Here is a 13,192-nt window from a genome sequence, read left to right as displayed (position 1 = left end):
ACGCAAAAGCCCCGCCGGAGGAGCCGGCGGGGTAGTAAGCCAAAAAGCAAAGAATAGGCGTTAAACGACGCGACCCCAAAGGTCGTATTCGCCAGCTTCTTCTACCTCTACCGTGACGATATCGCCAACGGTAAGGTTCTGAAAATCCTCATCAATAAAGAGGTTTCCGTCAATTTCAGGGGCGTCTGATTTTGTGCGGCAGGTGGCGGCTTCGTCGTCGATCTCATCAATGATGACATCCATGCGCTGGCCCACTTTGGCTTCCAGTTTGGCCTCGGAAATCGCTTGGGCTTTTTCCATGAAACGGTTCCAGCGGTCCTGCTTTACATCCGCATCAACGTGGTTCGGCAAAGCGTTGGAGCGCGCGCCTTCGACGTTTTCATACTGAAAACACCCGACTCGGTCTAATTGTGCCTCGTCCATCCAATCCAAAAGGGTCTGGAACTCTTCCTCGGTTTCACCAGGGTAGCCGACGATAAAGGTCGAGCGCAGGGTGATATCAGGGCAAATATCGCGCCACGCGGCGATCTCATCCAAGGTTTTCGAGGCCGCCGCAGGGCGCGCCATACGTTTCAACACATCAGGGTGGGCATGTTGGAACGGGATATCGAGGTATGGCAAAACCAAGCCATCCGCCATCAGCGGGATCATCTGGCGCACATGCGGGTAGGGGTAAACATAATGCAGGCGGACCCACGCCCCAAGCGATCCCAGATCACGTGCCAAATCGGTGATATGGGCGCGGTGGCCGCGATCCTCAGCGTGTTTGATGTCAACGCCATAAGCCGAGGTATCTTGGGAAATGACCAACAGTTCTTTCACGCCATTCTCAACCAGCTTTTCCGCCTCGCGCATAACCGCATGGGCGGGGCGGCTTTGTAGGCGGCCGCGCATATCGGGAATGATGCAGAATTTACATTTGTGGTTACAGCCCTCGGAAATCTTTAGATAACTATAGTGGCGCGGCGTCAGCGAAACGCCAGAGGCGGGCAGCAGATCAACAAAAGGATCAGGCGAAGGCGGCACAGCCGTGTGCACAGCATCCAATACCTGTTCGTATTGGTGTGGTCCCGTCACGGCCAAAATCTTTGGGTGGTGTTCTCGGATATAGTCCGGCTCGGCGCCCAAGCACCCTGTCACAATCACACGCCCGTTTTCATTCAAGGCCTCACCAATGGCATCAAGGCTTTCTGCCTTGGCGGAATCGAGGAAACCGCAGGTGTTCACAACAACCGCATCCGCGCCAGAATAATCGGGGGAAATAGCATATCCTTCGGCCCGAAGGCGCGTCAAAATGCGTTCGCTATCCACCAAAGCTTTGGGACACCCAAGGCTGACCATGCCAATCGTCGGCTGGCCGGGGCGGCTGGCGGAGGTGATTTTGGCCCGTGGGGCCAGATCGGGGCGGAGGTTTGGAGGATTTGTGCTCATGCTCGGGCTATAGGGCACGAAACGGTTTTGGGCAATTGCTCAGAAACGGGTAACTGGCAAACCTGCGCGCAACCAACCCGGACCCGCGCCAGAGCCATGCATCCCTTCGGGGACGTCGATGATATTGGTGAAACCTGCTTCGGTCAGATTTTTGGCCAAATAACGCGAGCGAACACCGCGCGCACAGATCAGCGCGATCGGGGCATTTACATCGGGCTCAACCGCCAGCAATTTATTCACGAACTGCGGATCGCGCATGTCTATGGGAACGGCGCCTTCACCGATACCACTGTTTTCCCATTCATCGGGGCGGCGAATATCAATCAACGTCACTGCACCGCTGATCGCAGCGGCATGCGCGTCCTGAACGCTCAGCGAATCTTCGTCGATGGTGCCGGTTACATTGAACCACCGCGCAGCTGCAACGCCGCCCAATGCCAATGCCCCAACGAGCACACCCCGCCGCGCTAATACGTGGCGGGGCTGCCGACCATCGGGTGAGGGGATACCCGACGTCATGACTTAGCCTTTAGGCGCTGCAGAGGACCATTGGGGAATGGTTCTGTCAGATGCTGGTTTGGGGTCAAGGCTAGGCCAATTCTCAGTGGAAAGCTCAATGTTGCCTGGGATGTCTTCTTCCCAGAAGCCGACAACGTTTTTGGTGATGTTGAGGTACAATTTGTCATCAACGATGCGCCACAACGTTGGGTTGCCCGGAACTTTGCCGCCCTTGGCGACGCCATAGGCACAGTGTCCATCATATTGTGGCGCGTATTTTGTGGGGTTGGCCAAGAACGCTTCGCGGTTTGCTTCGGTGGAAAAGGCAAATGTCGCGCCGTTATGTTCGGCAGTGATGGATTTGTTGCCCTCAACCGGCGCTGTCTGCTGTTGACCCAGTGCGTTCTGCGGAAGTGAGAAATAGGCAACAACATCATATCCAGAAACGGCAAAGCCAGTTTCATCTACAAATTGGTCACCTGCGAAAGCGGCGCTAACAAAGCTGAGCGTGGTCGCTGCAGCGGCAATTGTGAGGGCGAAACGGTTCATAATGATCTCTCCTGATTAAAGGCTTTATCGGCCTGTGCTGATTAAATTAGGGAGGGTTGGTTAGAATTGCATATCGCAACTGCGTGAACTCGCGTTTGCGTGAGGAAAACTATGTAAAAGTCTCTGATTATTTCAGAATCGGGGGATCATTCGGGTCACTACCCGGCATTCGGGGTGTTTTTTGTAATGTCTCCATCTGTGGCAGGTCAAAACGCAGACCCACGCGCATCAGTTTTGTTACAGTCGGATCGGCGTGATTAAAGAATCCGACATCCATCGCGCCCGCTTCGATACCTGAAAAGGTCAGCGCCTCGGAGGCGGCGCGCACCAAAGCGTCTTGGGCACGTGGAATGGCATCAACAAAGGCCAGCAAGTGACCCCGTCCGCCGCCACTATATTGCACACCCACTAACCACGCATTCGCAGCCATGCCGGTTGCGGTGGCCAGTTTTGCATCAATCGCTTCGATCAAGCTTTCAGGTAGGCCCTTGGGGGGGAGGACGCTTTCGATTTTGGCTTCGACCTCTGCTGCCTCATGGGTCAGCGTTTCGCGCAACCATGCAACGGCGGTATCAGGCAGCAGGATCGCCGAGGGCGCGACATCGACGTTTAGCGCAATGCCAAAGGGCTGCCCTTCGAGCATGGCAGCAACGTTGCGCCCTGATAGCGCCACATAGGCCGCCGCATCGCCTGCATATTCTGCCAATCGCTGCGCGCGATCAAAGGCCAGCAGGTATTGCTCTCCGTTGCGGTCCAATATCTGTGGGTTGATCTGATCATCCACCGGCTCGGCCTCAAGCAGCAGGTATAGTTCGGCATCCGCGATACGTTCATAAAACCGCAGGCGGGCTGTATCGTCATCGGGCGCGTCGCTCATTGTGGCGTGGGCTATGTCCAGCGGTGTCGGTTCCATTTACATTACCTCTTTTACAGCGGCCTGAAGGCGCGGGATGACCTCTGCTTCGAACCACGGATTTTTCCTGAGCCAACCCGTATTGCGCCAAGAGGGGTGTGGCAAGGCAAAGACGCCCTGTGGGTGGTTCTGCCAATCTGCCACTGCTTGGGTAACTGTTGTGAAATCGGGCAGATGATATTTCATCGCATGGCCACCGATCAGGATCTTAAGGCGGATATTCGGCATCATGGCTAACGCATCACCGCGCCATGTTTTTGCACAAACGGGCGGCGGGGGCAGGTCGCTGCCTTTGGCATTATAACCGGGAAAACAAAACGCCATGGGCAGGATCGCAACGCGATCACGGTCATAGAATGCTTCGTCACTCAGACCCAGCCAAGACCTGAGGCGATCTCCTGACGGATCGGTGAAGGGCCTGCCCGATTTATGAACCTTCATCCCCGGCGCTTGGCCAGCGATTAACATCCGTGCTTGGGGTTGGAACCAAACGACAGGGTTTGGGTGATGGGCCGTTGCCGTGGCTGCAAAACGCTGGGAACAAATTTTGCAGTCGCGCAGGGCGGGGCGGATATCGGTCATGGGGTTTTATTACAGATCAGAGAAAGAAGTCGCTAGCGTGGTGCCGCGAAGTTGATGTGGTTGATTACCCGTCTCGGCTGGGCTCGTTCGGATCACTGGAGAAAAGAGCGATTTTGTTGCCCTGTGGGTCGCGCAAATAGCTGACATAGAAATGGGGGCCATAGTCTGCGCGAAAGCCGGGTTGGCCTTCGTCGCTGCCGCCTGCGTGCAAGGCTGCTGCATGAAGCGCACGCACTTGGCTTTGGCTGGGTGCCTCAAAGGCAACCATGCTGCCGTTTCCAGCTGTTGCTGGCTGTTTGTCGAACGTCGGTTTGACGTAAAAGTCAGGTAAAACAGGGCGTTGCCCCTCTGGAACGGGGAGGGCATAGCTCAGCCCTTCCGACCCTTCAGTGAGGTGATACCCAAGTGCGGGAAGGAAGGCAGAATAAAACCGCTTTGCGCGGGGGATGTCATCAGCACCGACAGTTACATAGGCGATCATTTATAATGTCTCTTTTAGGTTCTGTTATAGCGATAGTTGCTACGGGGTTGGTTCATGTCAAACAGGCGGAACACGGCCATGTTTCCCCTTAGGTGTTATTGTACATTTGTTTCCTAATCGGACATAATATGGTCAAAATCCACAGATAGACAGGGTCATAACCTCCGTAAGAGAGGCGATAACTTAACCCGCAAGCCGAACCGGAGCAGGCGCGCAATGCTGGAATTTCGTAATGTTTCCAAGTCCTTCTGGACTGGCACGCAACACAAGGTCATTCTTGATCAGGTGTCTTTTCGCGTTGATCTGGGAAAATCGATGGGCATTCTGGCACCTAACGGCACCGGCAAAACCACGCTGATCAATATGATGGCCGGGCTGGAAAAGCCGGATGAGGGCGAGATTGTGCGCGGTTGCAACATCTCTTTTCCCCTTGGGTTTATGGGCGGAGTTGTTGGCAAAGTATCCGCCATGGAAAACGCGCGATACATTGCACGCCTCTATGGGCTGGACCCCGACTATGTCGAAAGTTTCTGCCGCTGGCTGTGTGGCTTGGGCGAATATTTCGACCAACCTTTGGGAACCTATTCTGCGGGGATGCGGGCACGATTTTCCTTTGCGCTGATGTTGGCGCTGGATTTCGATATGTATCTCATCGACGAAGGCATGCCCTCTACGACGGATGTGGAATTTAACCGAAAAGCAGGTGAAATCCTGCAAGAGCGCCTGCGCACTACGACCATTGTGATCGTATCGCATCAGGCCGAAACGCTAGAAAAATTCGCGCGCACTGCCGCTGTTCTGACGAATGGCCAGTTGAACGTTTTTGACAGCTTGGAAGAAGCGAAACAGTTGTATGACTACCAAACCAAAAGCTAGAAAATTTCGCGTCAAGCGTAGTGCAAATGGCGCCACCGAAGGTGATGCGCCCAAACCCGCTGCTGGGGCAAAGGCGGATCCGGTGACGGTGCAGGACCCTGCGCGCGCAAATGCTGCAGCCAAGGCAGATCAGCCGCAACCGCAAAGCGGTGAAGTTTCCTCGCCCCAGCAAGTCAGGGGTGAAACGGATATGGACGCCATCCGCCGCGAAGGTCTGACAGGCCGCCAATTGCGTATGGCGCGCCGCGTTGCGCAAAAACACGGGCTGCCTGCGACGTCGGATTTTGATGCGGTTCGGTTGCTGCGTGAAAAGGGAATTGATCCGTTTCAACGCTCAAACATGCTGGAGCTTGTGGTGCCTCAGGCGGGGGGCGCCCAACATGAAGGCGGCCCAGGGAATGCGTTGGCCGAAATTCCGGGCCAGAAGGGGGGCGCGGGTGCGGACCGTGTTCAATTACCCCAAACGGTTCCTGTCGGCGGCGAGAAACTGCCTTCAACCGAGGTCAGCCCGATGGAACGCCGGATGCGCGAAATATCGGACATCCAAAAAGACATCACCCGCCGTCGGCGCAAAAAGATGGGCTTGCTCATCGTTCGATTGGCGTTTTTCGTGCTGATCCCCACATTCTTTGCTGGGTATTATTTCTACAAGATCGCAACGCCAATGTACGCGACCGACAGCCAGTTCCTGATCATCCAGAACGAAGGCGGCGGCGGGGCAAGCCCGTTTGGCGGGCTCCTCCCGACACAATTTGCCAACTCGGCCGATAGTATCGCAACGCAGGCCTATCTTCAGTCCAAGGATGCGATGCTGCGGCTGGACGAGGATGCAGGTTTTAAGGAGCATTTTTCCGGGGGCGATGTGGATGCGATCCAGCGTCTGACAGAAGACCCGACAAATGAAGAAGCTTACAAGCTTTACAAAAAGAACATCAAAATTGGCTATGATCCGACTGAAGGGGTTATCCGGATGGAAGTGATTGCTGCGGACCCGCAAACAGCGACGACTTTCTCGGAGCGTTTGCTGCAATACGCAGAGGATCGTGTGAACCATTTGAGCCAAGCCAAACGCGAAGACGGGATGCGCGATGCCCAAATCGGGTTTGAAAAAGCAACCCAAGCGCGCCGCGACGCCCAACAAAGGTTGATCGAGCTTCAGGTGGAAAACGGCGTGGATCCGGAAGCTGTGATCGCAGCTATTCGAACGCAGATCACCAACTACGAAACCTTGTTGATCGAAAAACAGCTGGAGCTTGCGGCCCTATTGGACAACGCCCGTCCAAACCGTGCGAAAGTCGAAGGTGCGCAGGGTGATGTGCGCAGATTAGAGGCGGCGTTGGCACAGCTGAACGATCGGATGAACAACGCGACCGAGGGCAACAACTCTTTGGCGCAGCAGGCTGTTAGCTTGCAGTTGGCGCAGGCTGATCTGGTCAATGCAGATACAAACCTGCAATTGGCGCAAACGGGGCTAGAGCAAGCCCGCACCGAGGCCAGCCGTCAGGTGCGTTACCTCACCGTTGCGGTTCGCCCTGTTCCAAGTGAAGAGCCTAGCTATCCGCGCAAGTTTGAGAATACCATTTTGGCCTTCCTGATCTTTGGCGGCATCTATCTGATGCTCTCCCTGACATCCTCGATCTTGAGGGAACAAGTTACCTCATAAAGGGGTTGCACGAAAAAAGGCCCGCAAGAGCAATCTTGCGGGCCTTTTTCTTTGCTTGGTCAAAATCTATTCGGCTGGGATATCCCGCGCAGCCAAGGTGATTTCCAATCTTTCCCTTTCGCGCTGGGCGCGGCGAACGATAGCGGGTTCGCGCAGGGTAAAGGGGCTATCAAGGCGCAAGGGGGCTGGGGCGTTCTCGGGTACTTTCATTCCCGAAAGGGCAGATAAAGGTACTGCCATCAAAAGGCTGATCATAATCGGAGCAAGCCAGACCGATATAAGCCCAGCAATAAACCCGCTGAGCAGCAGCGCACCGAGAACCATTTCAACCCAGTGAAACCGCAGCAACGTTGACCAGCTATGCTGGCGTGCATCCCGTGCTTGGGGTGCCCAAGCTTCTTGTTTGGTGGAAAGGGCGCGCCAGACCGCTTTTGATTGTTGGATCATCATGATTGGCGCATAAGCGATCGATAGGGCGACCTCTAAAAGGAAACTACCAAGGAACGCCCGAGGTCCACCAAACAGACGTGCCGCGCGAGGGGTTGCCGCGATAATCCCAGCGCCTGCAATCTTTGGCGTCAAAAGCATCGCATACATGATCACAAGGAAAACGGCGCTGTCGATATGGCTCATCGCGGGGGGCCAATCGGGGAACAGGGGGTTTGCCTCGTTAAAGTAGCGGATGACGTTGGTTTCGGAATCCTTCCCCAGCAAGGCCCAGATCACCAACAGGAAGAACCATGCAGGGCTGAGAAGATAGGCGACCGCCCCATGGAACAAGTGAAAGCGCGAAACAGGGTGCAGCCCTTTGGTGCCAAGCAGGCGTAGGTGTTGCAGGTTGCCACGGCACCAGCGGCGGTCCCGAATGACGTAATCAATCAGGGTTGCTGGCGTTTCTTCGAAACTGCCCGTCACACGCGGTAGAAACCGAACGCCCCATCCTGCGCGTCGCAAAAGGCCAGCCTCGACAAAGTCATGGCTGAGGATCAATTCCTTGCGCCCATTGGCCCCGCGCATATGGGGGAGCATTGCGCTGGCCGCAAAGGCGCGGGTACGGATGATTGCATTATGTCCCCAATAGTTTCCTTCTGACCGCGCCCATGTGGCAAGGCCCTCGGCCAACAGCCAGCCGTAGGCGATGTTCGAAAACTGCTGAAGGCGTGCAAAAACAGTCTGCGCACCGATCAGCATTGGAAAGGTCTGGATCAGGCCCGCATGTGGATCGCTGGATAGCTCCGAGGCAAGGCGATCAATCGCGCGGCCACTCATGAGGCTATCTGCATCCAACACGACCATGCCTTCATAGGCCGCACCCCACCCGCGCGTCCACTCTGCGATGTTGCCAACTTTTTTATCCGTGTTCATGGCGCGGCGACGATAATGGACGGTAAACCTGTCAGGCGCATTGGCGCGAAGATCCTGATAGGCGGCCCATTCTTGTGCCGCGATGTCTTCGTCGCGCGTATCGGATAGCACGAACAGCGTGTAAATATGTGGGCTGTTACGGTTTGAAAGGTCCTGCAGCATAGCGGCGGCATTGCCGAAGACGTTTTGGGGTACTTCGTTATAGACCGGAACCAATAGGGCCACGTCCAGCCCCGCAATGTCACCAACAGGCCGCGCATCTGCTTGGGCGCGGGCCAGCAAGCCTGCAATCGCAACGCCTACTGTGGAAACCGACAAGGTTACCCAAACAAAGGTGGCACCAATCATGCTGAGCAAGGCCCATTCCATCCCGCTCATCCCGCCGTTGGCCAGCCATCCGTATAGTCCAAACATCAGAAAGGCGGTCCCGATGACTGCGGGTACAAATGTAGCCAAACGCCAGCCGTGTTTGCTGCGCATATGCGCAGGTGTGGCGCGTTGCGGGGCCTGTTTTAGCGCCTGTTCTTGCGCAACTAGGGGGGCCGCTGGGGGCATGTCATATGGGGCGGGCAAATCGCTCATGCGGTTTTTGTCCATCTGTAGAGCCATACTTCGCTGAGGGGGGCATCAGCCTTGCGCAGTTGCACGCGAAACTCTGCAACCTCGCTCCCTTGCGGATCAAAGGTAAAGGCAAGGCGGGGGCCGTTTGTTTCTGGATTACGTTGCAGCACCCCTTTGGTGGTAGAGCCATGATTGCTCCGCAGAGTGATTTCGATCTCGTCCAGATCATCAGGCATGGCAGGGCCATTATCAAAATCAATCACCATCAAAATCCCGCCCTCGGGGCGTTCCCCCATGGCGGTTTTTACAACGGGCAAGAGGGGGGGCATGTCGGGTGAGGGGTCAGCCCCCCATTGTAGCCCATAGCGCAAGGTGGTTTCACTGCCTGCTACGATCGGCTGGGCGGGGCGCCAATAGGAGACAATATTGTCATAGATTTCCAAATCGGTCGGGATTTCAACCAATGTAACAGCCCCAGCCCCCCAATCGCCGCGAGGGGTGATCCATGCGGAAGGGCGGTTGTGGTAAAGTGCCTCAAGGTCGTTGAAATCGCCAAACTCGCGTTTGCGCTGCATGAGGCCGAACCCTTTGGGGTTGTGATCTCCAAAGGCGCTGACCTGCAAGGTTTTCGGGTTGGCCAAAGGCCGCCAAATGACCTCGCCTGCGCCGTTATGGATCAACAACCCATCGCTATCATGCACGTTGGGGCGGAAATCGGAAAACCGCGCGCGATCTGTCCCATCAAACATGAACATCGAGGTCAGCGGGGCAATCCCAACATGCGCAAGATCGGTGCGCGCAAAAATGGTCGCCTCGACCTCCATATTCATAATATCACCATGGGCGATTTCAAACCGATAGGCGCCCGTGCAGCTGGGGCTGTCCATCAACGCGTATAGCGTGACCGATTTATCGGCGGTGTTCGGGGTCTCTAACCAAAAGGCGACAAAATCGGGAAACTCTTCGCCCATCGGATCAGCGGTTTTCAGGGCCAGCCCCCGCGCGGACAAACCATAGGTTTCGCCGGTTCCGATGCCTCTGAAATAGCTGGCACCCTGAAAAACAGCGTATTCAGTATGACGGCCTGTTCCGCGCAAATCAGCGCGTAAACGGATGCCAGAATAGCCTAAATGATCGCTTTGCGGCAATTCGGGGAAGGTTGCGGATTTGTGGAAAACGTCAAAGTCGAACAATAGCGGCGTTGCGCCACCATCTTCGACGATGCTTACATCTACTGCTTGGGGGAAATACAAACCGGGTGAAAAAACATCCAATCGCAGGGGAACATCAGTTCCCTCCCAAAGAGCGTTGTCCGTATCAAACCAGATCCTGCGATATTGATCATAGCTGATGTCCTGCCATTCCTGTGGAATGGTCGGGCGAGGCATATAGTCCTTGTCGGCAAGAGCGCGGGCCAGATTGCGCACAGTTTGATCGTTGAACGGCGTTGTCGAGCCGCCAGTCTGCAAGCTGCTATTGCCAGCCAAAGCTGCGGTAGGGGTAGCGGCCAGCGCGGCCAAAGCTTTTAATACATCACGACGAAACATCAGGATTTCCGCTTCCAGGGTTGGGATTTGAACCAGCCGGCGCCATATGCTGTCGCAACAAGGATGATTGCTCCGGCAAGGTTTACGATTAGGGTCGTTCCAGTGCTGCGGCCAATTTGGTCCATCACAAAACCCATGACACGCGCTGTGAACATGGAGACAATGAACACCGCTAGGGATTGCTGGCCGACCTTTAGAATGACCTTTAGGATTTCATCCCACACACGGGCAATCAAACCAGCCCCTCGCGGCAAAAGATTATCGCCCTTATCACCAGCCAACACCCAAGCCAGATAAGCAAGCGAGAGGAAATGAATGAACCGGAACAGCCCAAAATCGCTTTTGTCGATGAGGGGCTTGATCGCAAGGCGGGCGTCGATAACCGGATTGCCTGTTTCGGTTACAAAAAACCAATCCCGCGCAACAGCCCGTACACCAATATTGCTAAGCGGAATATTGGCCAAGACGATGAACGCGGCCAAGGCGATCAAGGCGATGTGAACCGGCGGTTTGGGAATCCAGCCGCGCATAAAGGCAAAGCCTGTGAAAAAGATGAGCTGCCAGCCAAAGGGATTAAAGAACCAGCTGCGCTCAGACCACGGCTCGGCCGGAAGCGAAAAATGCGCCGCGCCCCATAGGGCATCCTGTGCGCCGATCCAGACCAAGGTCATGAAAAGAAAAACAAACCCCGTGTGGACACGTTGAATCGCCATCACCAAAGGCATCATAGCAAGCACAACCATATACATGGGCAAAATGTCGAAATAATTGGGTACATAAGAGAGCGTAACCAACCCCAACAAAGGCACCGCCGGATCAGCAAAGAACTTCCAAAGGTTCAATGAGCCGATATAGGTTTTGTCGTAACCACCGTAATAATCGAACCCCGCCATCAGCGCGGCAACAGCAATAAAAAGCCCGATGTGGGCCCAGTAAACTTGCCAGACGCGAAACCCGACGCGCGCAGTTCCCAACACCCAGCCCGAGCGATGAAATGCCCCGCCAAAGGCAATGGCGGAAGCCATGCCCGAGCAGAACACAAACATTTCGGTTGCATCAGAGAACCCCCAGCGCGCGGGAATCCACGAGGTTAGAAAGTTGCCCGGCGTGTGGGCGATCAAAATGATAAACATGGCGATGCCACGGAAAAAATCCAACCGCAGATCCCGCACGCGGGGGGCGGCGGCAGCGGGTGTGGCGGTCATACTGGGGGCGTTAGTGGCGGCAAGCGTCATTTTATTGGGTGATCCGGTTGGTTATTGTGCCGCAATGCTGCGGGCAGCGTTTAGCTTTTCAAAACGAGTTGTGGCAAAGCGGTCAAGATGCCCGCCACGCAGGTTTTGACGGTCCCGCAAAATGGTTTCGGTTGCGTCATAACGCCCTGCACGCAGCCCCGCGTCGATTGTCATGCGCTCGAATACATCACGTTGCGCGTGACTGCCACCAATTGTCGGCATCATAGGACGGGCCGCGGCAAGATTTTGAAATGCTTCATCATAACGGCCTTCGGAAAAGGCATTCAGCCCCGCAACAGCGGCAAGACCGGGGTCTTGTACACGCGCAGGCATCTCACCCGGTTTTGCTGCGTCACGTGCGAAACGCGCGCTCATCGCATCACGTGCTTCTCCGCGATCTGCACCCGTGAGGGCCAGCAGATAGTGCAGATCAGCAAAAACCAAACAGCCGTCTTCGACGCGGTTTTCCGAGAAATTCGCCAATTCTTCCCAGCGGTTACCAATCGCTTTGCCCTCTAGTTCTAGGCGCATCAACAGGGATGTCGCGTTTGAGATGTCGCGGTAATCATCGGTTTTATCTGCGCGGATCTGCGCATCATACAAACCAAGAGCGGTATCCAACTCTCCGCGTTCGATATGAAGCAACGCCTTGTGCCACCAAACATGATACCGAAAGTTGTTAGAAGCGCCCCAAGCCGCCGTATTCTGTTCGATCAGCGCAATGCCACAATCTGGACGGGCAGTCATATCATGAACGTGGGCAACAGCATGCAAACCCCATGCGTCATCCTTGGCATAAAGCAGCCCTTTTAGACCTGCCTCTTCTGCCAATTCATATTCCCCTGTTTCTTCCAAGGTAAATGCGTGGCACCCTTGAAGATAACCGTAACAGGCATGATCTGTGCCATGGGCATCTAAAACCCGCTCAATCGAGCGGCGCATGCCAGCGCTGTCACCGATCATAAAGCGGATGCCATGGCTTAGCTTTGCGGTGACAGTGTCATGGGGCATCGCACGCAATACGGTTTCAGCAGCGGCAACAGCTGCCGTCGGCTTTCCTTCCAGCCAAAGCGACAAAGCTGTGATCCACCCGCGCTCGCGTTCTGTGATCTGCCCTTGTGCGGCGCAGGTTTGCGCGGTGACCAAGGCCTCCCATGCTGCGCCAATAACTTCGGCGCGCCCTGTCATCAGGCAAAACAACCCGCGTGCAGCATGGCCCATGGCGAAATCTGGTTCGGCTTCCATCAAGCGCCCTAAATGCACGGGCGTTTGTGTGCCATGGGACAAAAGCCCAAGGATGACACCATTCCAATGCTCTAATGCAGCCGAGGAAGTCAGCGAGACGGGGCAGAAACAAATATCGGTCTGGGTCACTGGTACGGTACCTTTTGAATAAGTCATGGCGCGCCATTCGAGAGGCGCCTTGGGTCAATCTTAGACTAGCGATTGCGCGCAGGTCATGCCTGAGGCGGAAGACACACGGCAACGTGA

General features: G+C 55.5%; 12 protein-coding genes. 2 read left to right on the top strand and 10 right to left on the bottom strand.

Annotation, left to right across the window (positions count from 1 at the left end; genetic code table 11):
- Positions 1 to 60: 60 nt before the first annotated feature.
- From rimO to Z948_RS0103985, 6 genes are all read right to left on the bottom strand, one after another.
- On the bottom strand, positions 61 to 1,431 hold the full coding sequence (rimO, locus tag Z948_RS0104010; protein ID WP_025058286.1) for a 30S ribosomal protein S12 methylthiotransferase RimO: 1,371 nt from the start codon (positions 1,429 to 1,431) through the stop codon (positions 61 to 63).
- A 39-nt stretch (positions 1,432 to 1,470) separates the two neighbouring features.
- Positions 1,471 to 1,950: a rhodanese-like domain-containing protein gene (locus Z948_RS0104005; protein WP_025058285.1), complete on the bottom strand. Its 480-nt coding sequence runs from the start codon at positions 1,948 to 1,950 to the stop codon at positions 1,471 to 1,473.
- 3 nt (positions 1,951 to 1,953) lie between these two features.
- Positions 1,954 to 2,478, bottom strand: coding sequence for a YHS domain-containing (seleno)protein (locus tag Z948_RS0104000; RefSeq protein ID WP_025058284.1), 525 nt, complete (start codon positions 2,476 to 2,478; stop codon positions 1,954 to 1,956).
- Positions 2,479 to 2,605: 127 nt separating this feature from the next.
- Positions 2,606 to 3,391, bottom strand: coding sequence for an SseB family protein (locus tag Z948_RS0103995; RefSeq protein ID WP_025058283.1), 786 nt, complete (start codon positions 3,389 to 3,391; stop codon positions 2,606 to 2,608).
- Positions 3,392 to 3,973 carry a uracil-DNA glycosylase family protein gene (locus tag Z948_RS0103990; protein WP_025058282.1) on the bottom strand — a complete coding sequence of 194 codons (582 nt, stop codon included), beginning with the start codon at positions 3,971 to 3,973 and terminating at the stop codon, positions 3,392 to 3,394. It lies immediately after the preceding gene.
- A 64-nt stretch (positions 3,974 to 4,037) separates the two neighbouring features.
- Entirely contained in the window at positions 4,038 to 4,454 is a 417-nt protein-coding gene (locus tag Z948_RS0103985; RefSeq protein ID WP_025058281.1) for a VOC family protein, read from the bottom strand.
- A gap of 216 nt (positions 4,455 to 4,670) precedes the next feature.
- Between Z948_RS0103985 and Z948_RS0103980 the strand changes: the two genes are divergently transcribed.
- Together Z948_RS0103980 and Z948_RS0103975 are read left to right on the top strand one after the other, a co-directional pair.
- On the top strand, positions 4,671 to 5,330 hold the full coding sequence (locus Z948_RS0103980) for an ABC transporter ATP-binding protein (protein ID WP_025058280.1): 660 nt from the start codon (positions 4,671 to 4,673) through the stop codon (positions 5,328 to 5,330).
- On the top strand, positions 5,308 to 6,993 hold the full coding sequence (locus tag Z948_RS0103975; protein WP_025058279.1) for a KpsE/RkpR family capsule polysaccharide export protein: 1,686 nt from the start codon (positions 5,308 to 5,310) through the stop codon (positions 6,991 to 6,993). Before Z948_RS0103980 ends, Z948_RS0103975 begins: the two co-directional genes overlap by 23 nt.
- A gap of 66 nt (positions 6,994 to 7,059) precedes the next feature.
- Here Z948_RS0103975 and mdoH read toward each other — a convergent pair whose 3' ends face one another.
- The 4 genes from mdoH to Z948_RS0103955 are packed head-to-tail and all read right to left on the bottom strand — an operon-like array spanning position 7,060 to position 13,102.
- A complete protein-coding gene (mdoH, locus tag Z948_RS0103970) occupies positions 7,060 to 8,940 on the bottom strand; it encodes a glucans biosynthesis glucosyltransferase MdoH (protein WP_025058278.1) in 1,881 nt (626 codons plus the stop codon).
- Positions 8,937 to 10,466 carry an OpgD/OpgG family glucan biosynthesis protein gene (locus Z948_RS0103965; RefSeq protein ID WP_037951651.1) on the bottom strand — a complete coding sequence of 510 codons (1,530 nt, stop codon included), beginning with the start codon at positions 10,464 to 10,466 and terminating at the stop codon, positions 8,937 to 8,939. Before Z948_RS0103965 ends, mdoH begins: the two co-directional genes overlap by 4 nt.
- Positions 10,466 to 11,671 carry an OpgC family protein gene (locus Z948_RS0103960; RefSeq protein ID WP_156023480.1) on the bottom strand — a complete coding sequence of 402 codons (1,206 nt, stop codon included), beginning with the start codon at positions 11,669 to 11,671 and terminating at the stop codon, positions 10,466 to 10,468. Before Z948_RS0103960 ends, Z948_RS0103965 begins: the two co-directional genes overlap by 1 nt.
- A 51-nt stretch (positions 11,672 to 11,722) precedes the next feature.
- Positions 11,723 to 13,102, bottom strand: a complete 1,380-nt coding sequence (locus Z948_RS0103955; RefSeq protein ID WP_156023481.1) for a tetratricopeptide repeat protein — start codon at positions 13,100 to 13,102, stop codon at positions 11,723 to 11,725.
- Positions 13,103 to 13,192: the final 90 nt, after the last annotated feature.

The sequence above is a fragment of the Sulfitobacter donghicola DSW-25 = KCTC 12864 = JCM 14565 genome (assembly GCF_000622405.1).
Classification (GTDB): Bacteria; Pseudomonadota; Alphaproteobacteria; order Rhodobacterales; family Rhodobacteraceae; genus Sulfitobacter; species Sulfitobacter donghicola.
The sequence above is the reverse complement of the archived record's forward strand: the minus strand, read 5'-3'. Positions and strand labels throughout refer to the sequence as shown.

Excerpts from the sequence above, each read along its gene's own strand:
- Z948_RS0103955 (WP_156023481.1), bottom strand. The coding sequence starts at position 13,102 with ATGACTTATTCAAAAGGTACCGTACCAGTGACCCAGACCGATATTTGT.
- mdoH (WP_025058278.1), bottom strand. The coding sequence starts at position 8,940 with ATGAGCGATTTGCCCGCCCCATATGACATGCCCCCAGCGGCCCCCCTA.
- Z948_RS0103985 (WP_025058281.1), bottom strand. The coding sequence starts at position 4,454 with ATGATCGCCTATGTAACTGTCGGTGCTGATGACATCCCCCGCGCAAAG.
- rimO (WP_025058286.1), bottom strand. The coding sequence starts at position 1,431 with ATGAGCACAAATCCTCCAAACCTCCGCCCCGATCTGGCCCCACGGGCC.
- Z948_RS0103980 (WP_025058280.1), top strand. The coding sequence starts at position 4,671 with ATGCTGGAATTTCGTAATGTTTCCAAGTCCTTCTGGACTGGCACGCAA.
- Z948_RS0103995 (WP_025058283.1), bottom strand. The coding sequence starts at position 3,391 with ATGGAACCGACACCGCTGGACATAGCCCACGCCACAATGAGCGACGCG.
- Z948_RS0103975 (WP_025058279.1), top strand. The coding sequence starts at position 5,308 with ATGACTACCAAACCAAAAGCTAGAAAATTTCGCGTCAAGCGTAGTGCA.
- Z948_RS0104000 (WP_025058284.1), bottom strand. The coding sequence starts at position 2,478 with ATGAACCGTTTCGCCCTCACAATTGCCGCTGCAGCGACCACGCTCAGC.
- Z948_RS0104005 (WP_025058285.1), bottom strand. The coding sequence starts at position 1,950 with ATGACGTCGGGTATCCCCTCACCCGATGGTCGGCAGCCCCGCCACGTA.
- Z948_RS0103990 (WP_025058282.1), bottom strand. The coding sequence starts at position 3,973 with ATGACCGATATCCGCCCCGCCCTGCGCGACTGCAAAATTTGTTCCCAG.
- Z948_RS0103965 (WP_037951651.1), bottom strand. The coding sequence starts at position 10,466 with ATGTTTCGTCGTGATGTATTAAAAGCTTTGGCCGCGCTGGCCGCTACC.
- Z948_RS0103960 (WP_156023480.1), bottom strand. The coding sequence starts at position 11,671 with ATGACCGCCACACCCGCTGCCGCCGCCCCCCGCGTGCGGGATCTGCGG.